Origin of the sequence: Escherichia sp. E4385 (assembly GCF_963883145.1) — a bacterium.
GTDB lineage: Bacteria > Pseudomonadota > Gammaproteobacteria > Enterobacterales > Enterobacteriaceae > Escherichia.
This window is the reverse complement of sequence record NZ_CAWOOJ010000018.1, coordinates 61,476-88,023: the sequence shown is the minus strand read 5'-3', so window position 1 is coordinate 88,023 and position 26,548 is coordinate 61,476. Positions and strand designations below refer to the sequence as shown.

Below are 26,548 nucleotides of genomic sequence, written 5' to 3'. Positions count from 1 at the left end.
CTGAGCAAACCGCTAATCACAAAAAACACGTAAAATAGCGCCCAACAATGCCACGGATTGCGTGGCATTATTATTTTCAGGAGGAACAATGTCTCAGGTTCAGAGTGGCATTTTGCCAGAACATTGCCGCGCGGCGATTTGGATCGAAGCCAACGTAAAAGGGGAAGTTGATGCCCTGCGTGCGGCCAGTAAAACATTTGCCGACAAACTGGCAACTTTTGAAGCGAAATTCCCGGACGCACATCTTGGTGCAGTCGTTGCCTTTGGTAACAACACCTGGCGTGCTCTGAGCGGCGGCGTTGGTGCCGAAGAGCTGAAAGATTTTCCGGGCTACGGCAAAGGTCTTGCGCCGACCACTCAGTTCGATGTGTTAATCCACATTCTTTCTCTGCGTCATGACGTAAACTTTTCTGTCGCTCAGGCAGCGATGGAAGCCTTTGGCGACTGCATTGAAGTGAAAGAAGAGATCCACGGCTTTCGTTGGGTGGAAGAGCGTGACCTGAGCGGCTTTGTTGACGGCACAGAAAACCCAGCGGGTGAAGAGACGCGTCGCGAAGTGGCGGTTATTAAAGACGGCGTGGATGCGGGCGGCAGCTATGTGTTTGTGCAGCGTTGGGAGCACAACCTGAAGCAACTCAACCGGATGAGCATTCACGATCAGGAGATGATGATCGGCCGTACCAAAGAAGCCAACGAAGAGATTGATGGCGACGAACGTCCGGAAACTTCTCACCTGACCCGTGTTGATCTGAAAGAAGATGGTAAAGGACTGAAGATTGTTCGCCAGAGCCTGCCGTACGGCACCGCCAGTGGCACGCACGGTCTGTACTTCTGCGCCTACTGTGCGCGTCTGCATAACATTGAGCAGCAACTGCTGAGCATGTTTGGCGATACCGATGGTAAGCGTGATGCGATGTTGCGTTTTACCAAACCGGTCACTGGCGGCTACTACTTCGCGCCGTCGCTGGACAAGTTGATGGCGTTGTAAGCGTTTCTGATTCGATGATTAAAGGCCAGCCAATAGCATTACTGACTGGCCTCAGATTGTTGATAAAGTACGCGTTGTACACGCCGGATGCGACGTAAACGTCTTATCCGGCCTACAAATCGTGCGAATTCAATACATTGCAGGGGCCGCGTAGGCCTGATAAGCGTAGCGCATCAGGCAGTATTGCGTTTGTCAGCAGTCTCAGGCCAGCCAGTAACAAAACTGACTGGCCTTTTTATTACTTCTGCTTTAACGCCGCATACACCTGATCAACTACCCAACCATAAGTTGCAATCGGTAACTGACCGCTTTCGAATATATTGGGATTTTTTTGTGGATCGGCAACTGGCGAATGGGGCTTGTTGCTTAACATCACAATCGCCATATGATTGACCGGATCGATAACGGTTACCGTCCCTGTCCAGCCAGTGTGACCGTAGGTTTGCGGGCTTGCCAGCGTGCCAAACGTCGGCGTCATGGTGGCATTACCATTCACGCGCCAGCCAAGGCCAAAAGTGGCGTCCTCCTTTGAGCTGGTGGTGAACATCTTCACCGTTTCCGCACTGAACAGCTTCACATCGCCATAGCCACCGCCGTTCAGCATCGTTTGCATTAACACCGCAATATCGCCGGTATTGGAAAACAAACCTGCGTGTCCGGAAACGCCGCCCATCGAATAGAACGCTTTTTCATCGTGCACCTGACCCCAGATAGTGGAGGTGCGGATATTCGGAAAGTGGATCACGCCATCGCGGGTATTGCCGTTCAGTTCCGTCGCGGCAATTTGCTGCGGTTTAAAGCCTTTCAGCAGCGGGTTAAATACCGTATGCGTCAGGCCGAGCGGGCGATAAATCGACTCTTCAACATAGCGGTCAAGCGGCTGACCGGTAACCGACTCGACGATAAATCCAAGCAGCATATAATCGACATCGCTGTAGATATGCTTGCTGCCGGGCTGATACTCCAGCGGCGTGCGCTTGATCATCTCCAGCGTCTGGCCTTTATCCTGCGAATATTACGCGCCAGCGACCGCTTTATTCGGGTATTGTGGGTCCGCCGGGAAACCGCCGCTGTGATGCAGCAGATCAGAAATCCGCAGCGTGTTTTTGCCTTTGATGGTGTCATTTGGACTGTCGGCAAACCCTGGAATATATTTCGCAATCAGATCGTCAGGATGCAGTTTGCCTTCGCTCATCAGCTTTTGCAGAGCGAAGTTAGTGGCGTACATTTTGGTATTTGAGGCCAGGTCATACAGCGTCTCGGTGGTGGCTTTTACAGGCTGCGCCATCAACACGCTGCCATCGTACTTTTTCGCCATCCCCCAGGCTTTGCGATACACAATCTGATTATCTTTAATAATCAGTAGGTTTACGCCAGGATAACCGGCATCAACTTGCTGGTTAATCCAGCGATCCATCTGGTTAAGCCGTTCGACATTGAACCCTGCTTTCTCTGGCGAACTTTCTGTCAGAACAGGGTATTTTGCGGCGCTGGCGCTACAGCTGACAGCCAGCAGAGAAAGATAGAGCATTGTCCGTTTCATAATCAGTCCAGATTGACGTTACGGCAGCCAAAGAGCGTGGTGAAAATAAATCCACTAACCCATGCCACCAGAATCCCACCTGCATATACCGCCATTGCCGGAAGGATACCTTGAGCGGAAGTCATCAGCGGCAGCGCCACCAGGCCAGACGGTCCGAAGGCGCTGTTTAAGCCCATTGGCAGACCCCACCAGGCTATCAGCCCGATAAACAAACCGCCCGCCGCGCCGCCTAAACAGGCGGTAACAAACGGCTTCATGCGGGGCAGGGTGACGCCGTAAATCAACGGTTCACCAACGCCCAGCAGGCCGGGAATTATCGCCCCGCGCACCTGACTGCGTAGTGCACTGTGCGGTTGCGCCCGCCAGTAGAGCGCCATCGCCGCGCCCACCTGGCCCGCGCCCGCCATCGAAAGGATGGGAAATAAGCTGTTGAACCCCTGACTGTCCATTAAAGCCAGATAAACAGGAATGAAGCCCTGATGCACGCCAAACACCACGGCGATCAGGAACAGCCCGGCTAAAACCGCACAACCGAGCGGATTACTGTTCAGGTGCATAAACAGCCACGACATACCTTCGAATAACCAGCCGCCCAGCGGCATAATGATCAGGTACGCAAGCGTAGCGGTGATCAACAGAGTGATTAACGAGGTCAGCAGCATGTCGAGATCGTCCGGCATAAAGCGGTGCACCATGCCTTCAATGCGGGCGCAGGCCCAGGCGGCAATCAACACGCCGATAATATTGCCGCGCGGATCGATGGGTAGACCGAAGAAATCGTGAAATCCGGCGTAGTAACCAGTAGTGGCAGCAGGGTTATAACCGAGCAAAAAGAGCGCGGCGATAATTGCGCCATTGACGCCCGTGCCGCCGAACGCCTGGGCCGCGTTATAGCCCACCAGAATTACCAGGAAGGTGAACAAGCCTTTGCTGAACACCTTCATAAAATTCAGCGCATCGGGCAGCGTTCCCTGAGCATCTGCCGGAACATGCATCACCGTGGCGATTAGCGTCGCTATCCCCAGCAACAGACCCGCAGCAATAAAACCGGGGATCAGCGGCGTAAAGATGGTGGCGAATTTGGCGAGAAATTGTTGCACGCCGGAAGTTTGTCTGGCTTTTAACTGGCGTTTATTCTGGGCGGCGATCTCCGCGGCATCCTGTATCGGTGCTTCGCCCAGCAACTCGCTCATGGCTTTTGCGGCACGATGCGCTTTGCCCGGCCCAAAAACCACCTGCACCTGATCGCTGGTCAAAATGACGCCCTTTACGCCTTCCAGGGTTTTGATATCGGGATCAACCAGTGAACTGTCATGTACACCCAGACGCAGACGCGTCATACAGTTACCACAGCTGGCGATGTTACCCGGGCCACCGACCCGGGTAAGAATGGTTTTCAGAAGTTCACAGCTGATCTCTTTAGCCATGGGTTATTCCTTTTCCAGAGCTTTGCGAATAAAGCCGCCGTGTTGATCCAGGCGTTTTTTAGCTTCTGCGGCATCGAGATTTTTCAGCACCATCACAATAGCCGTTTTACAATGGCGGTCGCAGGCAACCAATGCCGCTTCCGCTTGTTCGGCATTACATCCGGTGGCGTTTTTGACGATATTGACCTGGCGCACATGCAGTTTTTCGTTGGTAGCGACCACATCGACCATCAGGTTGCCGAACACTTTGCCAGATTTAATCATCAGCCCGGTGGAGAGCATATTGAGTACCAGTTTCTGCGCCGTACCCGCTTTCATCCGCGAAGAACCGGTAACCACTTCGGCACCAACCACCGGCGTAATGGCAAACTCTGCGGCGGTTGAAACAGCACTCCCCGGATTACAGGAAATTCCCACCGTGCGGCAGCCGAGTTGACGCGCGTAATCCAGCCCGGCAATTACATACGGCGTGCGTCCGCTGGCAGCAATACCGACCACCACATCCTGCGCGGTTAAGCCGATGTTTTTCAGATCGTTAACGCCGCCTTCCCGGTTATCTTCCGCGCCTTCAACTGCGTGCTGAATGGCATATTCGCCGCCCGCAATCAAACCAACTACCAGACCCGGTTTCACGCCGTAGGTCGGCGGACATTCACTGGCATCAAGAATACCCAGACGACCAGAGGTTCCCGCACCGATGTAAATCAGACGGCCGCCGCTGCTCACCTGGGCGTGAATAACATCAATCGCCGCTGCAATATCCGGCAGTACGCGCTCAACGGCGAGTGGTACGGTTTTATCTTCATCGTTGATAATCCGGCACATTTCCAGCGTCGAAACGCGGTCAATTTCAGCCGAGGCGGCATTCGAGCCTTCGGTAATCATCTTTTCAAGTTGCATCAGTGGTGACCTTAGTATTCACAATCAAATAATTGCAGATTGATGGAATCATATATCTCGATTTGTTAGTTTTAAAGGAATCATTGAGTCTGAAATTACAGAGTGTGAAGAGCGTCAAAGGGCAAAAACCGTGTGCTATGCTGCGCGCAGGATGTGGTGAGGGAGTGGAAGATGTTGTACCTGACAAAATTACGCAATGCAGAAAGTGACTTTACTGAAAATGAGCAAAAGATAGCCGACTTTCTGCAAGCCAGGGTGAGCGAACTGAAATCCGTCTCTTCGCGCAAGATGGCGAAACAGCTCGGCATCAGTCAGTCGAGTATTGTGAAGTTTGCCCAGAAGCTCGGCGCACAAGGATTTACTGAATTGCGTATGGCGTTAATTGGCGAATACAGTGCCAGCCGGGAGAAAACGAATGCCACGGCGCTGCACCTGCACAGTTCGATTACCAGTGATGATTCGCTGGAAGTGATTGCCCGCAAACTGAATCGCGAAAAAGAGCTGGCGCTGGAACAGACCTGCGCGTTGTTCGACTACGCGCGGCTGCAAAAAATCATTGAGGTCATCAGTAAAGCACCGTTTATCCAGATAACGGGCCTGGGCGGGTCGGCGCTGGTGGGGCGCGATCTGTCGTTCAAACTGATGAAAATTGGCTATCGCGTGGCCTGTGAAGCCGACACACACGTACAAGCCACCGTTTCCCAGGCGCTAAAAAAAGGCGATGTACAAATCGCTATCTCTTACAGCGGCAGTAAAAAAGAGATTGTGCTGTGCGCCGAGGCAGCGCGAAAGCAGGGGGCAACGGTGATTGCCATTACTTCTCTGACTGACTCTCCGCTGCGGCGGCTGGCGCATTTCACGCTCGATACCGTTTCCGGCGAAACCGAATGGCGTAGCTCGTCGATGTCCACCCGCACGGCGCAAAATTCTGTTACCGATTTACTGTTTGTTGGCCTTGTGCAACTCAATGATGTGGAGTCATTGAAAATGATTGAGCGCAGCAGTGAGCTAACACAACGCCTGAAATGATGCATAAAGCAGCGACTGGATTGAGATTTTCCTGAATTAGTGAGCTGATACGCAGCAATATTTTGTTTATCCTGTATTTTCAGAGGGAATGGAGTGTAACGCTCTGTATTAACAAGGAGAGCATTAAAATGGGTAAACTCACGGGCAAGACAGCACTGATTACAGGCGCATTGCAGGGAATTGGCGAAGGAATTGCCAGAACTTTTGCACGTCATGGCGCGAATCTAATCTTGCTGGATATCTCCCCTGAGATCGAAAAGCTGGCGGACGAACTGTGTGGTCGTGGTCATCGCTGTACGGCGGTTGTCGCCGATGTGCGTGACCCGGCGTCGGTAGCCGCTGCTATCAAGCGCGCGAAGGAAAAAGAAGGGCGCATTGATATCCTGGTGAATAACGCAGGCGTTTGTCGCCTGGGCAGTTTCCTCGATATGAGCGATGACGATCGCGATTTCCATATTGATATCAATATTAAAGGCGTATGGAACGTCACAAAGGCGGTGCTGCCGGAGATGATTGCCCGCAAAGATGGCCGCATTGTGATGATGTCTTCGGTCACTGGCGATATGGTGGCCGATCCTGGCGAAACGGCGTATGCCTTAACGAAAGCGGCGATTGTTGGCCTGACTAAATCGCTGGCGGTGGAGTACGCGCAGTCTGGTATTCGCGTAAATGCGATTTGTCCGGGCTACGTGCGCACGCCAATGGCGGAAAGTATTGCCCGTCAGTCGAACCCGGAAGATCCAGAATCGGTGTTGACTGAAATGGCAAAAGCAATCCCGATGCGTCGCCTCGCCGATCCGCTGGAAGTCGGCGAACTGGCAGCCTTCCTCGCATCGGATGAATCCAGCTATTTAACCGGTACACAGAATGTGATCGATGGCGGCAGTACGTTGCCGGAGACGGTTAGCGTCGGCATCTGATTCACCTCTGTTTCCTCCCTGCATTCGTGGGGAGGATTTCGTTTTGAACCCGGTTCTTATTCCCTTTTCAACTTCCAAATCACCAAACGGTATATAAAACCGTTACTCCTTTCATGCCCGTTATAAATATGATGGCTATTAGAAAGTCATTAAATTTATAAGGGTGCGCAATGGCCGTTAACTTACTGAAAAAGAAATATCTCGCACTGGTTGCTACTCTGCTGCTGGCAGGCCATGTACAGGCAACAGAACTGCTGAACAGTTCTTATGACGTCTCCCGCGAGCTGTTTGCCGCCCTGAACCCGCCGTTTGAACAGCAATGGGCAAAAGATAACGGCGGCGACAAACTGACGATTAAACAATCTCATGCCGGGTCATCAAAACAGGCGCTGGCGATTTTACAGGGCTTAAAAGCAGACGTTGTCACTTATAACCAGGTGACCGACGTACAAATCCTGCACGACAAAGGCAAGCTGATCCCGGCGGACTGGCAGTCGCGCCTGCCGAATAATAGCTCGCCGTTCTACTCCACCATGGGTTTCCTGGTGCGTAAGGGCAACCCGAAGAATATCCACGACTGGAACGATCTGGTGCGCTCCGACGTGAAGCTGATTTTCCCGAACCCGAAAACGTCCGGTAACGCGCGTTACACCTATTTAGCCGCGTGGGGCGCAGCGGATAAAGCCGACGGTGGCGATAAAGCCAAAACCGAACAGTTTATGACCCAGTTCCTGAAAAACGTTGAAGTGTTCGATACCGGCGGTCGTGGCGCAACTACCACCTTTGCCGAGCGCGGCCTGGGCGATGTGCTGATTAGCTTTGAATCGGAAGTGAACAACATCCGTAAACAGTATGAAGCGCAGGGCTTCGAAGTGGTGATTCCGAAAACCAACATTCTGGCGGAATTTCCGGTGGCATGGGTCGATAAAAACGTGCAGGCCAACGGCACAGAAAAAGCCGCAAAAGCCTACCTGAACTGGCTCTACAGCCCGCAGGCGCAAACCATCATCACCGACTATTACTACCGCGTGAATAACCCGGAAGTCATGGACAAACTGAAAGATAAATTCCCGCAGACCGAGCTGTTCCGCGTGGAAGACAAATTTGGCTCCTGGCCGGAAGTGATGAAAACCCACTTCACCAGCGGCGGCGAGTTAGACAAGCTGTTAGCGGCGGGGCGTAACTGATGTTTGCAGTTTCATCAAGACGCGTGCTGCCGGGCTTTACCTTAAGCCTCGGCACCAGTCTGCTGTTTGTGTGCCTGATTTTATTGCTGCCGCTCTCCGCGCTGGTGATGCAGCTCTCTGAGATGAGCTGGGCGCAGTACTGGGAAGTGATCACCAACCCGCAGGTGGTCGCGGCCTACAAAGTGACGCTGCTGTCGGCGTTTGTGGCATCAATTTTTAACGGCGTTTTCGGCCTGCTGATGGCGTGGATTTTAACCCGTTATCGCTTCCCTGGCCGCACGCTGCTTGATGCACTGATGGATTTACCCTTTGCGCTGCCAACGGCAGTTGCCGGTTTGACGCTGGCCTCGCTCTTTTCTGTGAACGGTTTTTACGGCGAATGGCTGGCGAAGTTTGATATCAAAGTCACCTACACCTGGCTTGGGATTGCGGTGGCGATGGCCTTTACCAGCATTCCGTTTGTGGTGCGTACCGTGCAGCCGGTGCTGGAAGAGTTAGGCCCGGAATATGAAGAAGCGGCGGAAACGCTCGGTGCAACGCGCTGGCAGAGTTTCTGCAAAGTGGTGCTGCCGGAACTCTCTCCGGCGCTGGTGGCGGGCGTGGCGCTGTCGTTTACCCGTAGTCTTGGTGAGTTTGGCGCGGTGATATTTATCGCCGGGAACATCGCCTGGAAAACAGAAGTGACGTCGCTGATGATTTTCGTTCGCTTACAGGAGTTTGATTACCCGGCGGCCAGCGCGATTGCCTCGGTGATCCTCGCGGCATCCTTGCTGCTGCTGTTCTCAATTAACACTCTGCAAAGTCGCTTTGGTCGGCGTGTGGTAGGTCATTAATGGCGGAAGTGACACAGTTGAAGCGTTATGACGCGCGCCCGATTAACTGGGGCAAATGGTTTCTGATTGGCATCGGGATGCTGGTTTCGGCGTTCATCCTGCTGGTGCCGATGATTTATATCTTCGTGCAGGCGTTCAGCAAAGGGCTGATGCCGGTTTTACAGAATCTGGCTGACCCGGACATGCTGCACGCCATCTGGCTAACGGTGATGATTGCGCTGATTGCCGTGCCGGTAAACCTGGTGTTCGGCATCCTGCTGGCCTGGCTGGTGACACGTTTTGATTTTCCTGGGCGTCAGTTGCTGCTGACGCTGCTGGATATTCCGTTTGCCGTGTCACCGGTGGTTGCCGGTCTGGTTTATCTGCTGTTCTACGGCTCTAATGGCCCGCTGGGCGGTTGGCTCGACGAGCATAACCTGCAAATTATGTTCTCCTGGCCGGGAATGGTGCTGGTGACGATTTTTGTCACCTGCCCGTTTGTAGTGCGCGAGCTGGTGCCGGTGATGTTAAGCCAGGGCAGCCAGGAGGACGAAGCGGCGATTTTGCTTGGCGCGTCCGGCTGGCAGATGTTCCGTCGCGTCACATTACCGAATATTCGCTGGGCGCTGCTTTACGGCGTGGTGCTGACCAATGCCCGCGCGATTGGCGAGTTTGGCGCGGTATCGGTGGTTTCCGGCTCGATTCGCGGCGAAACCCTGTCGCTGCCGTTACAGATTGAATTGCTGGAGCAGGACTACAACACCGTCGGCTCCTTTACCGCCGCCGCGTTGTTGACGCTGATGGCGATTATCACCCTGTTTTTAAAGAGTATGTTGCAGTGGCGCCTGGAAAATCAGGAAAAACGCGCGCAGCAGGAGGAACATCATGAGCATTGAGATTGCCAATATTAAGAAGTCTTTTGGTCGCACCCAGGTGCTGAACGATATCTCACTGGATATTCCTTCTGGTCAGATGGTCGCGTTGCTGGGGCCGTCCGGTTCCGGAAAAACCACGCTGCTGCGCATTATTGCCGGGCTGGAGCATCAAACCAGCGGGCATATTCGCTTCCACGGCACCGACGTCAGCCGCCTGCACGCGCGCGACCGTAAAGTCGGTTTCGTGTTCCAGCATTACGCGTTGTTTCGCCATATGACGGTATTCGACAATATCGCTTTTGGCCTGACGGTGCTACCGCGTCGCGAGCGCCCGAATGCGGCGGCGATCAAAGCGAAAGTGACAAAATTGCTGGAAATGGTGCAGCTTGCCCATCTGGCGGATCGTTATCCGGCGCAGCTTTCCGGCGGGCAGAAACAGCGTGTGGCACTGGCGCGCGCGCTGGCTGTGGAACCGCAAATTCTGCTGCTCGATGAACCGTTTGGCGCGCTGGATGCGCAGGTGCGTAAAGAGCTGCGTCGCTGGCTGCGTCAACTGCATGAAGAACTGAAATTCACCAGCGTGTTCGTTACCCACGACCAGGAAGAAGCGATGGAAGTCGCCAACCGCGTGGTGGTGATGAGCCAGGGCAATATCGAACAGGCCGATAAACCGGATCAGGTATGGCGAGAACCGGCGACCCGTTTTGTGCTCGAATTTATGGGCGAAGTAAACCGCCTGCAGGGAACCATTCGCGGCGGGCAGTTCCACGTTGGTGCACATCGCTGGCCGCTGGGCTACACGCCTGCGTATCAGGGGCCGGTGGATCTCTTCCTGCGCCCGTGGGAAGTGGATATCAGCCGCCGCACCAGCCTTGAATCGCCACTGCCGGTCCAGGTGCTGGAAGCCAGCCCGAAAGGTCACTACACCCAATTAGTCGTGCAGCCGCTGGGGTGGTATGAAGATCCGCTGACGGTCGTGATGCATGGCGACGATGCCCCGCAGCGTGGCGAGCGTTTATTCGTTGGCCTGCAACATGCGCGGCTGTATAACGGCGACGAGCGTATTGAAACCCGCGATGAGGAACTTGCTCTCGCACAAAGCGCCTGATAGGTTGAGTGAATGTTAAACGCCCGGAGGCGCTTCCCGCGATCCGGGCTTTTTAATGGCAAGGTTTGTAACCTGTAGGCCTGATAAGACGTGCAAGCGTCGCATCAGGCAACACCACGTATGGACAGAGATCGTGAGTACATTAGAACAAACAATTGGCAATACGCCTCTGGTGAAGTTGCAGCGAATGGGGCCGGATAACGGCAGTGAAGTGTGGTTAAAACTGGAAGGCAATAACCCGGCAGGCTCGGTGAAAGATCGTGCGGCGCTATCGATGATCGCCGAGGCGGAAAAGCGCGGGGAAATTAAACCGGGCGACGTGCTGATTGAAGCCACCAGTGGCAATACTGGCATTGCGCTGGCGATGATTGCCGCGCTAAAAGGCTATCGCATGAAATTGCTGATGCCGGACAACATGAGCCAGGAACGCCGTGCGGCGATGTTGGCTTACGGCGCGGAACTGATTCTGGTTACCAAAGAACAGGGCATGGAAGGTGCGCGCGATCTGGCGCTTGAAATGGCGAATCGTGGTGAAGGAAAGCTGCTCGATCAGTTCAATAATCCCGATAACCCTTACGCCCATTACACCACTACCGGGCCGGAAATCTGGCAGCAAACCGGCGGGCGCATTACCCATTTTGTCTCCAGCATGGGAACAACCGGCACTATCACCGGCGTTTCACGCTTTATGCGCGAACAATCCAAACCGGTGACCATTGTTGGCCTGCAGCCGGAAGAGGGCAGTAGCATTCCCGGCATTCGCCGCTGGCCTGCGGAATATCTGCCTGGCATCTTTAACGCTTCGCTGGTGGATGAGGTGCTGGATATTCATCAGCGCGATGCAGAAAACACCATGCGCGAACTGGCAGTGCGGGAAGGAATATTCTGTGGCGTCAGCTCCGGCGGCGCGGTTGCCGGAGCACTGCGGGTGGCAAAAGCTAACCCCGGTGCGGTGGTGGTGGCGATCATCTGCGATCGCGGCGATCGCTACCTTTCCACCGGGGTATTCGGGGAAGAGCACTTTAGCCAGGGGGCGGGGATTTAAGATTATTGCGCAGGCACTGTTTTATCCGTCTGCGCAATTAACGCATGTAAAAAAGGCTGTGCATTTTCATCGCTCTTACCGGGCATCTTCACGATGTAAGGCTTACCGGTAATCGATGATGACGAAGCCACTTTATCAATAAACTGCTCGGCGGTATCAATGCGGTTGCGCGTGTTGCCGAGCTTCAACTTCAGATGCGAAACTGCTTCATCACAAGTATGTTCATCACCGTTGCGCACAAATATCAAATCCTTTTTCTGTGCTAATCCCTCCAGCATGGCGTTGATGCGGGCTTCTTCGTGGGCAGTTAACTTCGCGTAAGCGGGGAGTGTCATCAACAGCGTAATGACCAGACAAATGATTTTCTTCACTGAATTACCATATCCTTGTTTTGTGATAGCCGATTTGACTGCCAAAATCAGGTAAAGTTTCGGTTGGGATGCGATGAGGATCATCGGCAAGGAGAAAAAATTAAATGAGTAGTTTGTTGTTGTTTAACGATAAGAGCAGAGCGTTGCAGGCGGATATTGTCGCTGTGCAGTCGCAGGTGGTGTATGGCAGCGTAGGCAACAGCATTGCCGTGCCTGCTATTAAACAGAACGGCCTGAATGTCTTTGCCGTGCCAACCGTGTTGCTCAGCAATACGCCACATTATGATACGTTCTACGGTGGTGCGATTCCGGACGAATGGTTTAGCGGATATTTACGCGCACTACAGGAGCGTGATGCGCTGCGCCAGCTGCGCGCTGTCACCACCGGCTATATGGGAACCGCGTCGCAAATCAAAATACTTGCCGAGTGGCTGACTGTATTACGCGAAAACCATCCTGACTTATTGATTATGGTCGATCCGGTCATTGGCGATATTGATAGCGGTATCTACGTCAAACCTGACCTGCCCGATGCGTATCGGCAATATTTGTTGCCACTGGCGCAGGGAATTACGCCAAATATCTTTGAGCTGGAAATCCTGACCGGTAAAAACTGCCGCGATCTCGACAGCGCCATTGCCGCAGCAAAAAGTTTGCTTTCAGACACATTAAAATGGGTGGTTATTACCAGCGCCTCTGGTAACGAAGAAAATCAGGAGATGCAGGTGGTAGTGGTCAGTGCCGACAGCGTGAATGTCATTTCCCATTCTCGGGTAAAGACGGACCTTAAAGGAACAGGCGATCTGTTTTGCGCCCAGCTCATCAGTGGCTTGTTGAAAGGTAAGGAATTAACTGACGCGGTACATAGCGCAGGCTTACGCGTACTGGAGGTGATGCGCTACACCCAGCAACATGAGAGCGATGAATTGATTTTGCCGCCGTTGGCGGAAGCATAAAAAATGGCGCCGATTGGCGCCATTTTTCACTGCGGCAAGAATTACTTCTTGATGCGAATAACCGGGGTTTCACCCACAGTCACGCTACCGGACAGTTTGATCAGTTCTTTGATTTCGTCCATGTTGGAGATAACAACCGGAGTCAGGGTAGACTTGGCTTTCTCTTCCAGCAGCGGGAGATCGAATTCAATCACAGTATCGCCAACTTTCACGCGCTGACCTTCTTCAGCAATACGCTTGAAGCCTTCGCCTTTCAGTTCAACAGTGTCGATACCGAAGTGAACGAACAACTCAACGCCGCTATCAGATTCGATGGAGAACGCGTGGTTGGTTTCAAAGATTTTACCAATGGTGCCGTCAACCGGAGCGACCATTTTGTTACCAGTTGGTTTGATAGCAATACCATCACCAACGATTTTTTCCGCAAAAACGACATCCGGCACGTCTTCGATATTGACGATCTCGCCAGAGAGCGGAGCAATGATCTCAATAGTTCCAGTATCCTTCTTGTCGTCGGAAACCAGAGATTTCAGTTTATCGAACAAACCCATGATCTTCTCCTAAGCAGTAAATTGGGCCGCATCTCGTGGATTAGCAGATTGTTTTTTCTTCAATGAACTTGTTAACCAGCGTCATTAACTCGTCCGTTGTCGGTTGAGCAAGAGCCTGCTCTGCTAACACCTTCGCATCTTCGAAGTTCGTGTTACGGATAATCTTCTTAATGCGCGGGATAGAAATGGCGCTCATAGAGAATTCGTCCAGACCCATCCCCAGCAACAGAAGTGTAGCACGTTCATCGCCAGCAAGCTCACCACACATACCTGTCCATTTGCCTTCAGCATGAGAAGCATCAATAACTTGCTTGATCAAGTTCAGCACGGACGGTGACATTGGCTGGTAAAGGTGTGAAATCATATCATTACCACGGTCAACTGCCAGAGTGTACTGCGTTAAATCATTGGTGCCGATACTAAAGAAATCAACTTCTTTGGCTAAATGACGCGCAATTGTCGCGGCAGCCGGTGTTTCCACCATTACGCCAATTTCAATTGACTCGTCAAACGCTTTACCTTCGTCGCGCAGTTCCTGTTTGTAGATTTCGATCTCTTTGCGCAGTGCACGCACTTCTTCAACAGAGATGATCATCGGGAACATGATGCGCAATTTACCGAAAGCAGAGGCACGCAGGATAGCGCGAAGCTGATCGCGCAGGATCTCTTTACGATCCATCGCGATACGGATAGCACGCCAGCCGAGGAACGGGTTCTCTTCTTTCGGGAAGTTCATGTACGGCAGCTCTTTATCGCCGCCAATGTCCATGGTACGAACAATAACTGCCTGTGAGCCACACGCTTCAGCCACCGCTTTGTAAGCAGCAAACTGTTCTTCTTCGGTTGGCAGCGCGTCGCGGTCCATGAACAGGAATTCGGTACGATACAGACCAACGCCTTCAGCGCCGTTACGCTCTGCACCTTCAACGTCACGAACAGTACCGATGTTAGCGCACACTTCAACCTGGTGACCGTCCAGCGTAATTGCTGGCAGATCTTTCAGTTTAGCAAGCTCTGCTTTTTCAGAAGCAACTTGCTCCTGAACGGCGCGCAGTTTATCAATAACTTCATTGGTTGGATTGACGTAAACTTGATTGTTTACGGCATCCAGAATCAGATAGTCGTCGTTTTTCACCTGAGAGGTGACGCTACCGGTACCCACGATGGCTGGCAGTTCCAGAGAACGCGCCATGATAGAGGTGTGGGAAGTCCGGCCACCCGCGTCGGTGATGAAACCCAGCACCTTCTTCAGGTTTAGCTGTGCGGTTTCAGACGGCGTCAGGTCAGCGGCAACCAGGATTACTTCATCCTGAATGGAGCTCAGGTCGATGATCTTCAGCCCAAGGATGTTGCGCAGCAGGCGCTTACCGATATCACGTACGTCGGCCGCACGCTCTTTCAGGTATTCGTCATCCAGTTCTTCCAGGGCAGAAGCCTGACCTTCGATAACTTCATGAGCAGCTGCATCAGCGGTCATGTGCTTATCTTTAATCAGGGCTATGATTTCCTGCTCCAGCTCCTCATCTTCGAGCAACATAATATGCCCTTCGAAGATGGCTTCTTTTTCTTCACCGAACGTTTCACCAGCTTTCGTTTTGATCGTTTCCAGCTGGGCAGATGCCTTGGCACGACCGCTCAGAAAACGTTCAACTTCCTGATCAACCTGGTCGGCAGAAATTTTTTTCCGGTCAATGACGATTTCGTCTTCTTTCAAAAGCAGAGCTTTACCGAAAGCGATACCCGGGGATGCTAAAATGCCTGAAATCATAACCCTACCTTACTTGTGACTGATTTTTAAAAGAACCCGGGAAATTACTCGAGTTCCGCCATCAGTTTAACCAGATGTTCAACCGCTTTTTGCTCGTCTTCGCCTTCTGCAGAGATAGTCACAACGGTGCCTTGAGTCAGGCCCAGAGTCTGCAGTTTGAACAGGCTTTTGGCGCTGGCGCTTTTGCCGTTAGAAGTCACAGTAATTTCAGAAGTGAAGCCCTTAGCTTCTTTTACAAACTGGGCAGCAGGGCGGGTGTGCAGACCGTTCGGAGCGGTAATGGTAACTTCTTGCTGGAACATTGTATTTCCCCAACTTATAGGTTTAGTGTTGTGGAACTAAAGTCTAGCCTGGCGGTTCGACTTTAGCCTGTATTGTTAGCGCCAGTTTTAACAGACGCGACGCACGAAGTGCTCTATACAGTCCATTGCTGGCGGATGTTGGCCGCTGACGTTTCGTTCATCATTAAACATTATGCCGCTAAAGGAAGACTTGAACCAAATCATAAAATCGATTCAGCTAAGGCTTTTCCTGTAACGATTAATTTCGCGCATCAAAATAATTAGTCAGGTTAAATACCAGTTCCGACAAGTTGAATCAATGCCAGGAGGGGTGAAAGTTTGAAGCAGGCCACAAAAAAGCACCTGAAAAGGTGCTTTTTTACGCATTTTTAACAAGCTGGCATTACTGTTGCAATTCTTTCTCGGTAAAGAGATCGGCAAACAGTGCAGTGCTTAAATAACGCTCACCCGATGATGGAAGAATAACCACAATATTCTTATTGGTAAAGCTTTCATCTTCTTGTAGTTTCAACGCCGCAGCAACAGCCGCGCCGGAAGAGATCCCGGCAAGAATGCCTTCTTCTTCCATCAGGCGACGCGCAGTAGAGATGGCTTCTTCATTGGTGATACTAATAACTTTGTCGACCAGTTTGAGATCAAGGTTAGCCGGGATAAAGCCAGCACCGATGCCCTGGATTTTATGCGGCCCGGGTTTGATTTCTTCACCTGCCAGCGCCTGGGCGATAACGGGAGAGTCGGTTGGTTCTACGGCAACAGAGATGAGGTCAGTCTTGCCTTTGGTGCCTTTAATGTAGCGGCTGACGCCGGTCAGCGTACCGCCAGTGCCGACACCAGCAATAAACACATCGACCTGACCGTCAGTATCTTCCCAGATCTCCGGGCCGGTGGTTTTTTCATGAATTTCCGGGTTTGCCGGATTGCTGAATTGTTGCAGCAGCAAGTATTTTTCTGGATTGCTGGCAACAATTTCCTCCGCTTTTTGAATCGCACCTTTCATGCCTTTAGCACCTTCGGTCAGCACCAGGTTTGCACCTAACGCTTTGAGCAGCTTGCGGCGTTCAATACTCATGGTTTCAGGCATGGTCAGAGTGAGTTTATAACCGCGAGCGGCAGCCACATACGCCAGTGCAATCCCGGTATTGCCGCTGGTTGGCTCCACCAACTCAACGCCCGGCTTCAGTACGCCGCGCTTTTCGGCATCCCAAATCATATTGGCACCGATACGGCACTTAACGCTGAAGCTGGGGTTTCGGGATTCCACCTTCGCCAGAATACGTCCGTTACCGATGCGATTCAGGCGAACCAGCGGTGTGTGACCGATAGTCAGCGAGTTATCTTCAAAAATCTTACTCATGGCCTGTCCTTAACTGTATGAAATTGGGATACAACAGGTAGCATACCCGCTCAGAGAATATGCGGAAGTAAGGATTTAGCATATCTATATGCAGAAGGGAAATAATGGCTCGCAAGATGGAATAAGGGGCGGCATAAGCCACCCCTGTTCCACACATAATGTTTACAAAATAATCGGTAAATTGTTACCGCCATAATGCATGTTTAGCGCGGTAGCAATCGACCCACATCGCCGTAGCGCCACAAACGGCCACCGGCATGATGAACAGGTTGAGTACCGGGATCATCGTGAACAAGCTGGTTAAAGCACCAAACTGCATATTAGTGATTTTGCGCGTGCGCAGGGCAGTGCGCATCTCTTTGAATGGCACTTTGTGGTTATCGAACGGATAGTCGCAGTACTGGATGGCTAACATCCAGGCGCTGAACAGGAACCACAGCACCGGTGCAACGGTTTGCCCAATGCCAGGGATGAAGTAAAGGATCAGCAATACAATCGCGCGCGGCAGATACCAGGCAAACTTTTGCCATTCACGTTTCATAATCCGCGGCACATCTTTCATGATGCCGAAAATACCGGTATCCGGTGGCGTAGCGCCAGTCAGTCTTGCTTCCAGTTGTTCAGCCAACAAACCGTTAAATGGTGCGGCAATCCAGTTGGCGATGGTGGAGAAAAAATAGCCAAAAACCAGTAGCACGGAGATAACCGCTACAGGCCACAGCAAATAGCTCAACCATTGCAGCCAGTCAGGTACGTGACTCATTAACGACGGGATCCAAACATCCAGCTGGCTAAAGAGCCACCAGAACGCGCCTCCCATCAACAAGATATTGATCAACAGCGGTAAGATGACAAAACGGCGAATCCCAGGTTGCGAGACGAGCTTCCAGCCTTGCGCAAAATAGTAAAAACCGCTGCGTGAGGCAGATGTGAATGTTGAAACCATAATCAGGATATGCTCCTTTTGACCAATCCCAGGAAAGTTCTGCGTATTTTACCGGGTATTTGCGCAATGGACAGTTAGGATATGTTCGAAAAACCAGCAAAAAGCACGATTTCATCTATCTTTGTGCTGTGAAAGTTAATAGTGCACTTGCACTTGAGGTAATCGACAAATACTCTTAGTGAGTAAATGTTTGCCGTGGTGGCAAGGTGTTAGAACAACAGAGAATATAATGATGCAGGATTTGCGTCTGATATTAATCATTGTTGGCGCGATCGCCATAATCGCTTTACTGGTACATGGTTTCTGGACCAGCCGTAAAGAACGATCTTCTATGTTTCGCGATCGGCCACTAAAACGAATGAAGTCAAAACGTGACGACGATTCTTATGACGAGGATGTCGAAGATGATGAGGGCGTTGGTGAGGTTCGTGTTCACCGCGTAAATCATGCCCCGGCTAACGCCCAGGAGCATGAGGCTGCTCGTCCGTCGCCGCAACACCAGTACCAACCGCCTTATGCGTCTGCGCAACCGCGTCAACCGGTTCAGCAGCCGCCTGAAGCGCAGGTACCGCCGCAACATGCTCCGCATTCAGCGCAGCCTGTTCAGCAACCGCAGCCAGTGCAACAACCGCAGCCAGTACAGCAGCCGGCTTACCCGCCGCAGCCTGAACAGCCGGTTGTTTCGCAGGTGCCTCCAGCTCCGCAGCCTACTTTCCAGACCGCGGAACCTGTAGCGGCACCGCAGCCTGAACCTGTAGCTGAACCAGCGCCTGTGATGGATAAGCCGAAGCGCAAAGAAGCGGTGATCATCATGAACGTCGCGGCGCATCACGGTAGCGAGCTAAACGGTGAACTGCTTCTTAATAGCATTCAACAGGCGGGCTTTATCTTTGGCGATATGAATATTTATCATCGCCATCTTAGCCCGGATGGCAGCGGCCCGGCGTTATTCAGCCTGGCGAATATGGTGAAACCGGGAACCTTTGATCCTGAAATGAAGGATTTCACAACGCCGGGTGTCACTATCTTCATGCAGGTGCCGTCTTATGGTGATGAACTGCAAAACTTCAAGCTGATGCTGCAATCCGCGCAGCATATTGCCGATGAAGTAGGCGGCGTAGTGCTTGACGATCAGCGCCGTATGATGACTCCGCAGAAACTGCGCGAGTATCAGGACATCATCCGCGAAGTCAAAGACGCCAACGCCTGATACACTTAGGGCAAATCAACTTCTTTTCGAACCCCCGCTTGTCGGGGGTTTTTAGCATTGATGGTGCGATATGGAATCAATCGAACAACAACTGACAGAACTGCGAACGACGCTTCGCCACCATGAATATCTTTATCATGTGATGGATGCGCCGGAAATCCCCGACGCTGAATACGACAGGCTGATGCGCGAGTTGCGTGAGCTGGAAGCCAAACACCCAGAGCTGATTACCCCTGATTCACCTACCCAACGTGTAGGTGCTGCGCCGCTGGCAGCCTTTAGCCAGATCCGTCATGAAGTACCAATGCTGTCGCTGGATAACGTATTTGATGAAGAGAGTTTTCTCGCCTTCAACAAACGCGTACAGGATCGTCTGAAAAGCAACGAAAAAGTGACCTGGTGCTGCGAGTTAAAGCTCGATGGGCTTGCCGTCAGCATTCTGTATGAGAATGGTGTACTGGTAAGCGCGGCAACCCGTGGCGATGGCACTACTGGGGAAGACATCACGTCTAACGTGCGTACCATTCGCGCCATTCCGCTGAAACTGCATGGTGAGAATATTCCAGCACGTCTGGAAGTGCGTGGTGAAGTGTTCCTGCCGCAGGCGGGCTTTGAGAAGATTAACGAAGAGGCGCGACGCACGGGCGGAAAAGTGTTTGCTAACCCACGTAATGCGGCGGCAGGTTCTCTGCGCCAGCTTGATCCGCGTATTACTGCGAAGCGACCGCTTACTTTCTTCTGCTATGGCGTTGGCGTACTGGAAGGTGGCGAGTTGCCGGACACTCATCTGGGCCGCTTAATGCAGTTTAAAGCGTGGGGATTACCAGTCAGCGATCGGGTAACGCTTTGCGAATCAGCAGAAGACGTGTTGGCGTTTTACCACAAAGTGGAAGAAGACCGCCCGACGCTGGGCTTTGATATTGACGGTGTAGTCATTAAGGTCAACTCGCTGGCGCAGCAGGAGCAACTTGGCTTTGTTTCCCGCGCCCCGCGCTGGGCTGTTGCGTTTAAATTCCCTGCGCAGGAACAAATGACTTTTGTGCGCGATGTAGAGTTTCAGGTTGGGCGTACAGGAGCGATTACGCCCGTTGCGCGTCTGGAACCTGTCCATGTTGCAGGCGTGCTGGTGAGCAACGCCACACTGCATAATGCCGACGAAATTGAACGTCTCGGTTTACGCATTGGCGATAAAGTGGTGATTCGCCGCGCAGGTGACGTGATCCCACAAGTGGTTAACGTCGTGCTTTCTGAACGCCCGGAAGATACCCGTGAGGTTGTATTCCCGACGCATTGTCCGGTATGTGGTTCTGACGTGGAACGTGTGGAAGGCGAAGCGGTGGCCCGCTGTACTGGTGGCCTGATTTGCGGTGCTCAACGTAAAGAATCGCTGAAACACTTTGTTTCCCGTCGTGCGATGGACGTTGATGGCATGGGTGACAAAATTATCGACCAGCTGGTTGAAAAAGAATACGTTCACACTCCGGCGGACCTGTTCAAACTCACCGCAGGCAAACTTACCGGGCTGGAGCGAATGGGGCCGAAATCGGCACAAAATGTGGTTAACGCGCTGGAAAAAGCGAAAGAAACCACCTTTGCCCGCTTCCTCTATGCCCTTGGCATCCGTGAAGTCGGTGAGGCTACCGCAGCCGGTCTGGCGGCATATTTTGGCACGCTGGAAGCGCTGGAATCAGCCTCGATTGAAGAGCTGCAAAAAGTGCCAGACGTCGGGATCGTGGTGGCATCTCATGTTCACAACTTCTTTGCCGAAGAAAGCAACCGCAATGTCATCAGCGAGCTGTTGGCGGAAGGCGTTCACTGGCCTGCGCCGGTGGTGATTAACGCGGAAGAGATCGACAGCCCGTTTGCCGGTAAAACCGTGGTGCTCACCGGTAGCTTAAGTCAGATGTCGCGTGATGACGCTAAAGTTCGCTTGATCGAACTGGGCGCGAAAGTGGCGGGCAGCGTGTCGAAGAAAACCGATCTGGTGATTGCCGGAGAAGCTGCAGGTTCTAAACTGGCGAAAGCGCAGGAACTGGGTATTGAAGTCATCGACGAAGCTGAAATGCTGCGTTTGCTGGGGAGCTGAGGTGGAGAAAGAGCAGCTGATTGAAATTGCCAATACGGTGATGCCGTTTGGCAAGTACAAAGGGCGTCGCTTAATCGACCTGCCGGAAGAGTATCTGCTGTGGTTTGCCCGCAAAGATGAGTTTCCGGCAGGCAAACTCGGTGAGTTAATGCAAATCACGTTGCTGATTAAAACCGAGGGGCTGGCGCAACTGGTCCAGCCCCTGAAACGTCCGCTTTAAACTTTTCCGGCGCTGCTTTCCTGCTGCGCCTGTAGTTGCTCGGTCTGGCGCTTATAACGACGCGCCAGCACCGCGCAGACCATCAGTTGGATCTGATGGAAAATCATCAACGGCAGTACCATCATACCGATCACCGATGTGGGGAACAGAATGTTCGCCATCGGAATACCATTCGCCAGACTCTTTTTCGAGCCACAGAAGACGATAGTGATTTCATCTGCCTTATTGAAACCCAGTCGACGCGCCATAAAGACGTTAATCACAATCACAATAGCCAGCAATACGCAGCTAACTACCACAATAAACAGCAGCGAACCCCAACCGACTTTGTGCCAGATGCCGTTAACGACGGCTTCGCTGAATGCCGTATAAACGACCAAAAGAATGGATGTCTGGTCGGTTTTTGCTATCCACTTTTTATTGCGTGCTACCCAGTTACCAATCCACGGGCGAGAAAGATGTCCCAGCACGAACGGCAGCAGTAGTTGCAACATAATCTTACCGACCTGTTCCAGACTGCCTTCTGCTCCGTGGATATTCATTACCAGACCGACCAGCAACGGCGAAAGGAAAATCCCCAGCAGGCTGGATGCCGACGCAGAACAAACCGCCGCCGCGACATTACCGCCCGCCATTGAAGTAAAGGCGATTGCAGACTGCACGGTAGCCGGGAGAATGCACAAATAGAGAAAACCGGAATAGAGCATCGGATCGACATTTACCGGTTTCCACCAGGCAAACAGTACGCCCAGAATCGGAAACAGTACGAAGGTGCTGCACATTACCCACAAATGCAATCGCCAGTGACTACCGCCAGCAATTATCGCCTCACGCGACAGCTTCGCACCGTGCATAAAGAACAACAGGGCAATAGCTGCCGTGGTCAGATTTTCAAAGAAGGGGACAAAACCGCCGCTGGCCGGAAAGAAAGAAGCCAGCAATACCACCGTGATCAAGGTTAAAGTGAAAGGATCGAGGATACGAAAAAGTTTCATAAAGACTCCAGATGACCGATGCTTTCATTGTGCGTTGTTCTGATTGATAAATAAAACTGAATTGCTTATCAATTTGTGCGTGGTAATGGGAAGTCAGGGGGAGCTTCGCCTGGTTGGCAAATAGGGGCCGTTAACTGAGGGAACTATGTGACAGCCGAAAAAATCACAGAAGGTTATTACTGCTGATGTACATAGCAGTTTTAGCGTGGTCAGCGCTGGTTTTAGAACGGGTATTTTATTGAATAAAGAATGTTACACGGAGAGAACGTTTCACTCACTTTATTATTAACGGTGCGGTAAAATTATGAGGGTAGACTCAGGTTTAATAACAGGAGTTACCTTTTTATCATATATTTCTCGCAAACAATAAACATCATGAATGTGATTGTCTCATATATTTTTGATGTGATTGTTTAGTGTTGCTGTTTACTGGGTTAGTGGTTTATCTAAAAACTCATAATTATTACGCAATAACAGGGTGGTTTTCTTAATGTTTTCAGAATCGATATCAAATCGCAATTGATCATTGCAATAAAAGATATTGGTAAATTTGATGTGTTTCAGGATATTTAAAGGGGAGGGTCAAATCAAAGGGGACGACGGTGAATCTAAAACTACAGTTAAAAATTCTTTCATTTCTGCAATTCTTTTTGTGGGGAAGTTGGCTAAACACATTTGGTTCTTATATGTTTATTACGCTGCGCTTCAAAGGAGAAGATATTGGTGCAGTCTACAGTACATTGGGTATTGCAGCGGTGATAACGTCAACACTATTTGGCATTGTGGCAGATAAATGGATTAGCGCTAAATGGATTTATGCCGCCTGTCACTTTTTTGGCGCGGTAACATTATTTATCGCGGCATCTGTTACAACACCTTCGGCAATGTTCATTGTCATTTTACTTAACTCTCTCGTTTATATGCCAACGCTTGGCTTGAGTAATACGATTTCCTATTACCGTATACAAAATGCGGGTATGGATATTGTGACTGAGTTTCCACCAATACGCATCTGGGGAACGATCGGATTTATTGTTGCGATGTGGGCAGTAAGTCTGGCGGGTTTTGAATTAAGTCATATGCAATTGTATATCGGAGCGGCGGCTTCATTAGGGTTAAGTCTGTTTACGTTGACATTACCTGTTGTACCGGTAGCTAAATCTAACCAGGCACAAGGAATAATAGACGTTCTCGGACTGCGTGCATTTGCACTGTTCAAAAATAGCAAAATGGCTATTTTCTTTATCTTTGCCATGCTGCTTGGGGCAGAATTACAGATTACCGGAATGTTTGGAAATACTTTCCTCCACAGCTTCGAGAGTGTTCCAGAGTTTGCCAATAGTTTTGTTGTCACCCATGCTTCTATTTTGTTATCGATTTCTCAGATATCCGAAGTTTGTTTCATTCTTGCTATTCCCTTTTTTCTGAAAAAATATGGTATTAAAAATGTCATGCTGATGAGCATGATTGCCTGGATGCTGCGCTTTGGTTTATTCGCTTATGGCGATCCTTCATTCGGCGGTACTATTCTGTTAATTCTTTCGATGATCGTTTATGGCTGTGCCTTTGACTTCTTCAATATATCTGGATCGGTATTTGTTGAACAAGAAGTTGATCCTTCGATCCGTAATAGTGCTCAGGGCGTATTTCTGATGATGGCCAATGGTTTTGGTTGTATTCTGGGTGGTTTTATTAGTGGCAAAGTCGTCGATTATTTAACAACGGATGGTAACCCGCAATGGTCAACCATTTGGCTGGTATTTGCCGGATATTCACTGGTTCTTGCTATCGCATTTATGCTGTTGTTTAAATATAAACACAACGGTGCCACGACGACGTCCGGTCATTTCGCCTGATACGCTATTTATAAAAATTAATGATATTTTATAGGATTCATAAAAGAGGATGTTATGGCAAATCAATTGTATAACCAGTGTCGGGTTTATTGCGCACCCTGGCGATTAGATGCTTTAAATTTAAATGACATCATCGATCAATGGATTGACGATGGTCTGTTACCGCCCCTGATCCATACTTTTCTTCCTTATCGCGATGATGCCGGTGCCTCCAGTGAAGAGGAGATTTTTGTTAACGATGTCGCGAATATGGACAACAGCGTTGGGGTTATCGGTTATTTCGATGGCGGAACTTATGATTCCGGTTGTGCGTGGGAAGTGGGCTATGCATGGGCTTCAGGAATGCCGGTACATCTGGTTACGACCGACTTTCTCTTATGGGCGGCAGGTAACTCTTCAGAGTTTTACCCTATAAGTAAGCTGATAAATTATGTAGCAAAAGTTGTATCAGTGTCAGATTCTGATGCCAGTATCAGCAACTATCGTGAACAAACAACAGACATCATCAATCGTGCATTGCAAATATTTCAGCAAAATTTAATTGCCGACTTCGGCACGACGATTACTCCAGCCGTACCGGTTACGCCATTGCCCGTTGAGTATGACTATTATCTTGATCCTAACTTTATGTATACAGAACCATCTCGGGGCTTACTGGAGAATATCAAAGACGCGATCGTTAGTGTGGGTAAAACATTTATCGTTGGTGACAACATGAATGATATTGCGACTGATATTGACAATTTAAGAAAATCCAGACAAGCCATTTTTTATTCTGATACCTTTGAGCCGAATGTTGATACCGGTATTATGAATGGCATTGCCTATGCATTAGGGCAGCAATCGATTATTTATTGTAGTAAGCAACAAAAATATCAGTCTGCACTGACGACCGATTATCTAAATTTAATGATAACCTGGTCATCAACGGTGGCGCATTCATTTGCAGAGCTTGAAGCATTGATTGACAACAAAGAAATGTAATAGTTTATTCTTCTTGATTATCAGGTGAGTGATTGCCTGATAATCAACTTTTTAAATTAACTACCAAAATAAATTATACCGTCGTTATATCTCTCTGCCGGGGGACGGTATGATCGATTTAAAAAATATATTGAATATCTCTGACAAATGTATTGGTCACTCACGACTTTTTCTCGCTATAAAAAGAAGTGACTCATATTTAACGAATAATGTTTATTACAAGGACTTTCCATGACCCAATCTCATTTTTCACAAAACCCGTGGTATTGCGCAGATATCATTCGTCGCCACAAACCAAACTTTACCCCACGCGTTGCGTTTATTCTTGGTTCGGGGCTGGGTGCGTTGGCTGAACAGATTGAAGGCGCGGTCGCTATTTCTTATAGCGATTTGCCGGGATTTCCGGTGAGCACCGTACATGGTCACGCAGGAGAGTTGGTCCTCGGCATGCTCTCTGGTGTGCCTGTAGCTTGCATGAAAGGTCGTGGCCATTTTTATGAGGGCCGCGGAATGACAGTCATGACTGATGCGATTCGCACGTTCAAGTTGCTGGGCTGTGAGTTGTTGTTCTGCACTAATGCTGCAGGCTCGCTTCGCCCGGAAGTGGGGGCGGGTAGTCTGGTTGCGCTGAAAGATCACATTAATACGATGCCAGGCACACCGATGACAGGCCTTAATGATGAACGTTTTGGTGAACGCTTTTTTTCATTAGCGAATGCTTACGATGCTGATCACCGCGCCGTTTTACAAACCGTTGCGCAGGAAGAAGGTTTTCCGCTCACAGAGGGCGTTTTTGTTTCTTATCCAGGGCCTAACTTCGAAACGGCGGCAGAAATTCGCATGATGCAGATGATTGGCGGTGACGTCGTGGGTATGTCTGTAGTACCTGAAGTGATTACCGCACGTCATAGCGAAATGAAAGTCGTTGCTGTGTCTGCAATAACTAATATGGCGGAAGGTTTAAGCGATGTGAAATTGTCACATGCCCAAACGCTGGCTGCAGCGGAATTATCCCGGCAAAACTTTATCAATCTGATTTGCGGATTCTTACGCAAAATCGCCTGAAAGCAATAAAAAATGGCCTCGCGGATGGGGCCATCTCACTGCGATAAGGA

Annotated in this window: 24 protein-coding genes and 1 pseudogene; 15 read left to right on the top strand and 10 right to left on the bottom strand. The window is 50.7% G+C overall.

What is annotated here, in order from left to right; translation table 11 throughout:
- Positions 1-88 precede the first annotated feature (88 nt).
- Positions 89-988 (top strand): porphyrinogen peroxidase, encoded by a 900-nt coding sequence (yfeX, locus tag AACS80_RS18590; protein WP_001561819.1) that lies wholly within the window; start codon positions 89-91, stop codon positions 986-988.
- A gap of 238 nt (positions 989-1,226) precedes the next feature.
- Here yfeX and pbp4b read toward each other — a convergent pair.
- From pbp4b to murQ, 3 genes and pseudogenes are all read right to left on the bottom strand, one after another.
- Positions 1,227-2,531, bottom strand: a pseudogene (gene pbp4b, locus AACS80_RS18585) (penicillin binding protein PBP4B).
- 2 nt (positions 2,532-2,533) lie between these two features.
- Positions 2,534-3,958, bottom strand: a complete 1,425-nt coding sequence (murP, locus tag AACS80_RS18580; RefSeq protein ID WP_135410236.1) for a PTS N-acetylmuramic acid transporter subunit IIBC — start codon at positions 3,956-3,958, stop codon at positions 2,534-2,536.
- 3 nt (positions 3,959-3,961) lie between these two features.
- A complete protein-coding gene (murQ, locus tag AACS80_RS18575) occupies positions 3,962-4,858 on the bottom strand; it encodes an N-acetylmuramic acid 6-phosphate etherase (RefSeq protein WP_138183916.1) in 897 nt (298 codons plus the stop codon).
- A 171-nt stretch (positions 4,859-5,029) separates the two neighbouring features.
- Here murQ and murR point away from each other — a divergent pair, with 171 nt between their 5' ends.
- The 7 genes from murR to cysM all read left to right on the top strand — a co-directional run bounded on the left by murR (position 5,030) and on the right by cysM (position 11,834).
- On the top strand, positions 5,030-5,887 hold the full coding sequence (gene murR / locus AACS80_RS18570; protein WP_135410235.1) for an HTH-type transcriptional regulator MurR: 858 nt from the start codon (positions 5,030-5,032) through the stop codon (positions 5,885-5,887).
- A gap of 128 nt (positions 5,888-6,015) precedes the next feature.
- On the top strand, positions 6,016-6,807 hold the full coding sequence (gene ucpA / locus AACS80_RS18565) for an SDR family oxidoreductase UcpA (RefSeq protein ID WP_000517431.1): 792 nt from the start codon (positions 6,016-6,018) through the stop codon (positions 6,805-6,807).
- A gap of 170 nt (positions 6,808-6,977) precedes the next feature.
- Positions 6,978-7,994 carry a thiosulfate/sulfate ABC transporter substrate-binding protein CysP gene (gene cysP / locus AACS80_RS18560; protein ID WP_131162079.1) on the top strand — a complete coding sequence of 339 codons (1,017 nt, stop codon included), beginning with the start codon at positions 6,978-6,980 and terminating at the stop codon, positions 7,992-7,994.
- Complete coding sequence (cysT, locus tag AACS80_RS18555) at positions 7,994-8,827, top strand: sulfate/thiosulfate ABC transporter permease CysT (RefSeq protein WP_000458420.1); 834 nt, start codon at positions 7,994-7,996, stop codon at positions 8,825-8,827. Before cysP ends, cysT begins: the two co-directional genes overlap by 1 nt.
- Complete coding sequence (cysW, locus tag AACS80_RS18550) at positions 8,827-9,702, top strand: sulfate/thiosulfate ABC transporter permease CysW (RefSeq protein ID WP_064526347.1); 876 nt, start codon at positions 8,827-8,829, stop codon at positions 9,700-9,702. Before cysT ends, cysW begins: the two co-directional genes overlap by 1 nt.
- Positions 9,692-10,789: a sulfate/thiosulfate ABC transporter ATP-binding protein CysA gene (cysA, locus tag AACS80_RS18545; protein WP_135410234.1), complete on the top strand. Its 1,098-nt coding sequence runs from the start codon at positions 9,692-9,694 to the stop codon at positions 10,787-10,789. The genes cysW and cysA overlap by 11 nt, the downstream gene beginning before the upstream one ends.
- A gap of 133 nt (positions 10,790-10,922) precedes the next feature.
- Complete coding sequence (gene cysM / locus AACS80_RS18540; RefSeq protein WP_135410233.1) at positions 10,923-11,834, top strand: cysteine synthase B; 912 nt, start codon at positions 10,923-10,925, stop codon at positions 11,832-11,834.
- A 2-nt stretch (positions 11,835-11,836) separates the two neighbouring features.
- On the opposite strand, the gene AACS80_RS18535 is transcribed toward cysM, so the two are convergent.
- Positions 11,837-12,205, bottom strand: a complete 369-nt coding sequence (locus AACS80_RS18535; RefSeq protein ID WP_130260669.1) for a YfeK family protein — start codon at positions 12,203-12,205, stop codon at positions 11,837-11,839.
- 104 nt (positions 12,206-12,309) lie between these two features.
- Here AACS80_RS18535 and pdxK point away from each other — a divergent pair, with 104 nt between their 5' ends.
- Complete coding sequence (gene pdxK / locus AACS80_RS18530; RefSeq protein ID WP_130207376.1) at positions 12,310-13,161, top strand: pyridoxine/pyridoxal/pyridoxamine kinase; 852 nt, start codon at positions 12,310-12,312, stop codon at positions 13,159-13,161.
- 41 nt (positions 13,162-13,202) lie between these two features.
- On the opposite strand, the gene crr is transcribed toward pdxK, so the two are convergent.
- From crr to cysZ, 5 genes are all read right to left on the bottom strand, one after another.
- On the bottom strand, positions 13,203-13,712 hold the full coding sequence (gene crr, locus AACS80_RS18525) for a PTS glucose transporter subunit IIA (RefSeq protein ID WP_000522247.1): 510 nt from the start codon (positions 13,710-13,712) through the stop codon (positions 13,203-13,205).
- A 40-nt stretch (positions 13,713-13,752) separates the two neighbouring features.
- A complete protein-coding gene (ptsI, locus tag AACS80_RS18520; RefSeq protein ID WP_138183915.1) occupies positions 13,753-15,480 on the bottom strand; it encodes a phosphoenolpyruvate-protein phosphotransferase PtsI in 1,728 nt (575 codons plus the stop codon).
- Positions 15,481-15,524: 44 nt separating this feature from the next.
- Complete coding sequence (gene ptsH, locus AACS80_RS18515; protein WP_000487600.1) at positions 15,525-15,782, bottom strand: phosphocarrier protein Hpr; 258 nt, start codon at positions 15,780-15,782, stop codon at positions 15,525-15,527.
- Positions 15,783-16,164: 382 nt separating this feature from the next.
- Entirely contained in the window at positions 16,165-17,136 is a 972-nt protein-coding gene (cysK, locus tag AACS80_RS18510) for a cysteine synthase A (protein ID WP_089705909.1), read from the bottom strand.
- Positions 17,137-17,320: 184 nt separating this feature from the next.
- Positions 17,321-18,082 carry a sulfate transporter CysZ gene (gene cysZ / locus AACS80_RS18505; RefSeq protein ID WP_130207372.1) on the bottom strand — a complete coding sequence of 254 codons (762 nt, stop codon included), beginning with the start codon at positions 18,080-18,082 and terminating at the stop codon, positions 17,321-17,323.
- 229 nt (positions 18,083-18,311) lie between these two features.
- On the opposite strand from cysZ, the gene zipA reads away from it, so the two are divergent.
- From zipA to AACS80_RS18490, 3 genes are all read left to right on the top strand, one after another.
- Positions 18,312-19,292, top strand: coding sequence for a cell division protein ZipA (gene zipA / locus AACS80_RS18500; protein ID WP_130260672.1), 981 nt, complete (start codon positions 18,312-18,314; stop codon positions 19,290-19,292).
- A gap of 70 nt (positions 19,293-19,362) precedes the next feature.
- Positions 19,363-21,378: an NAD-dependent DNA ligase LigA gene (gene ligA, locus AACS80_RS18495; RefSeq protein ID WP_130207368.1), complete on the top strand. Its 2,016-nt coding sequence runs from the start codon at positions 19,363-19,365 to the stop codon at positions 21,376-21,378.
- Between the two features lies 1 nt (position 21,379).
- Positions 21,380-21,598, top strand: coding sequence for a DUF3820 family protein (locus tag AACS80_RS18490; protein WP_130260674.1), 219 nt, complete (start codon positions 21,380-21,382; stop codon positions 21,596-21,598).
- Here the strand turns inward: AACS80_RS18490 and AACS80_RS18485 are convergent.
- Positions 21,595-22,593 carry a bile acid:sodium symporter family protein gene (locus tag AACS80_RS18485; RefSeq protein WP_135410231.1) on the bottom strand — a complete coding sequence of 333 codons (999 nt, stop codon included), beginning with the start codon at positions 22,591-22,593 and terminating at the stop codon, positions 21,595-21,597. The genes AACS80_RS18490 and AACS80_RS18485 overlap by 4 nt on opposite strands.
- Positions 22,594-23,195: 602 nt before the next feature.
- Between AACS80_RS18485 and AACS80_RS18480 the strand changes: the two genes are divergently transcribed.
- The 3 genes from AACS80_RS18480 (at position 23,196) to xapA (ending at position 26,498) form a co-directional block, all read left to right on the top strand.
- A complete protein-coding gene (locus tag AACS80_RS18480; protein ID WP_135492871.1) occupies positions 23,196-24,449 on the top strand; it encodes a nucleoside permease in 1,254 nt (417 codons plus the stop codon).
- A 54-nt stretch (positions 24,450-24,503) separates the two neighbouring features.
- A complete protein-coding gene (locus AACS80_RS18475) occupies positions 24,504-25,433 on the top strand; it encodes a nucleoside 2-deoxyribosyltransferase (RefSeq protein WP_138183914.1) in 930 nt (309 codons plus the stop codon).
- A 231-nt stretch (positions 25,434-25,664) separates the two neighbouring features.
- Positions 25,665-26,498 (top strand): xanthosine phosphorylase, encoded by an 834-nt coding sequence (gene xapA, locus AACS80_RS18470; protein ID WP_130260678.1) that lies wholly within the window; start codon positions 25,665-25,667, stop codon positions 26,496-26,498.
- The last annotated feature ends 50 nt before the right edge of the window (positions 26,499-26,548 follow it).

What these genes read in the sequence shown, in the direction of transcription:
- yfeX (WP_001561819.1), top strand. Translation starts at nt 89, where the DNA reads ATGTCTCAGGTTCAGAGTGGCATTTTGCCAGAACATTGCCGCGCGGCG.
- murP (WP_135410236.1), bottom strand. Translation starts at nt 3,958, where the DNA reads ATGGCTAAAGAGATCAGCTGTGAACTTCTGAAAACCATTCTTACCCGG.
- murQ (WP_138183916.1), bottom strand. Translation starts at nt 4,858, where the DNA reads ATGCAACTTGAAAAGATGATTACCGAAGGCTCGAATGCCGCCTCGGCT.
- murR (WP_135410235.1), top strand. Translation starts at nt 5,030, where the DNA reads ATGTTGTACCTGACAAAATTACGCAATGCAGAAAGTGACTTTACTGAA.
- ucpA (WP_000517431.1), top strand. Translation starts at nt 6,016, where the DNA reads ATGGGTAAACTCACGGGCAAGACAGCACTGATTACAGGCGCATTGCAG.
- cysP (WP_131162079.1), top strand. Translation starts at nt 6,978, where the DNA reads ATGGCCGTTAACTTACTGAAAAAGAAATATCTCGCACTGGTTGCTACT.
- cysT (WP_000458420.1), top strand. Translation starts at nt 7,994, where the DNA reads ATGTTTGCAGTTTCATCAAGACGCGTGCTGCCGGGCTTTACCTTAAGC.
- cysW (WP_064526347.1), top strand. Translation starts at nt 8,827, where the DNA reads ATGGCGGAAGTGACACAGTTGAAGCGTTATGACGCGCGCCCGATTAAC.
- cysA (WP_135410234.1), top strand. Translation starts at nt 9,692, where the DNA reads ATGAGCATTGAGATTGCCAATATTAAGAAGTCTTTTGGTCGCACCCAG.
- pdxK (WP_130207376.1), top strand. Translation starts at nt 12,310, where the DNA reads ATGAGTAGTTTGTTGTTGTTTAACGATAAGAGCAGAGCGTTGCAGGCG.
- crr (WP_000522247.1), bottom strand. Translation starts at nt 13,712, where the DNA reads ATGGGTTTGTTCGATAAACTGAAATCTCTGGTTTCCGACGACAAGAAG.
- ptsI (WP_138183915.1), bottom strand. Translation starts at nt 15,480, where the DNA reads ATGATTTCAGGCATTTTAGCATCCCCGGGTATCGCTTTCGGTAAAGCT.
- ptsH (WP_000487600.1), bottom strand. Translation starts at nt 15,782, where the DNA reads ATGTTCCAGCAAGAAGTTACCATTACCGCTCCGAACGGTCTGCACACC.
- cysK (WP_089705909.1), bottom strand. Translation starts at nt 17,136, where the DNA reads ATGAGTAAGATTTTTGAAGATAACTCGCTGACTATCGGTCACACACCG.
- cysZ (WP_130207372.1), bottom strand. Translation starts at nt 18,082, where the DNA reads ATGGTTTCAACATTCACATCTGCCTCACGCAGCGGTTTTTACTATTTT.
- zipA (WP_130260672.1), top strand. Translation starts at nt 18,312, where the DNA reads ATGATGCAGGATTTGCGTCTGATATTAATCATTGTTGGCGCGATCGCC.
- ligA (WP_130207368.1), top strand. Translation starts at nt 19,363, where the DNA reads ATGGAATCAATCGAACAACAACTGACAGAACTGCGAACGACGCTTCGC.
- AACS80_RS18485 (WP_135410231.1), bottom strand. Translation starts at nt 22,593, where the DNA reads ATGAAACTTTTTCGTATCCTCGATCCTTTCACTTTAACCTTGATCACG.
- AACS80_RS18475 (WP_138183914.1), top strand. Translation starts at nt 24,504, where the DNA reads ATGGCAAATCAATTGTATAACCAGTGTCGGGTTTATTGCGCACCCTGG.
- xapA (WP_130260678.1), top strand. Translation starts at nt 25,665, where the DNA reads ATGACCCAATCTCATTTTTCACAAAACCCGTGGTATTGCGCAGATATC.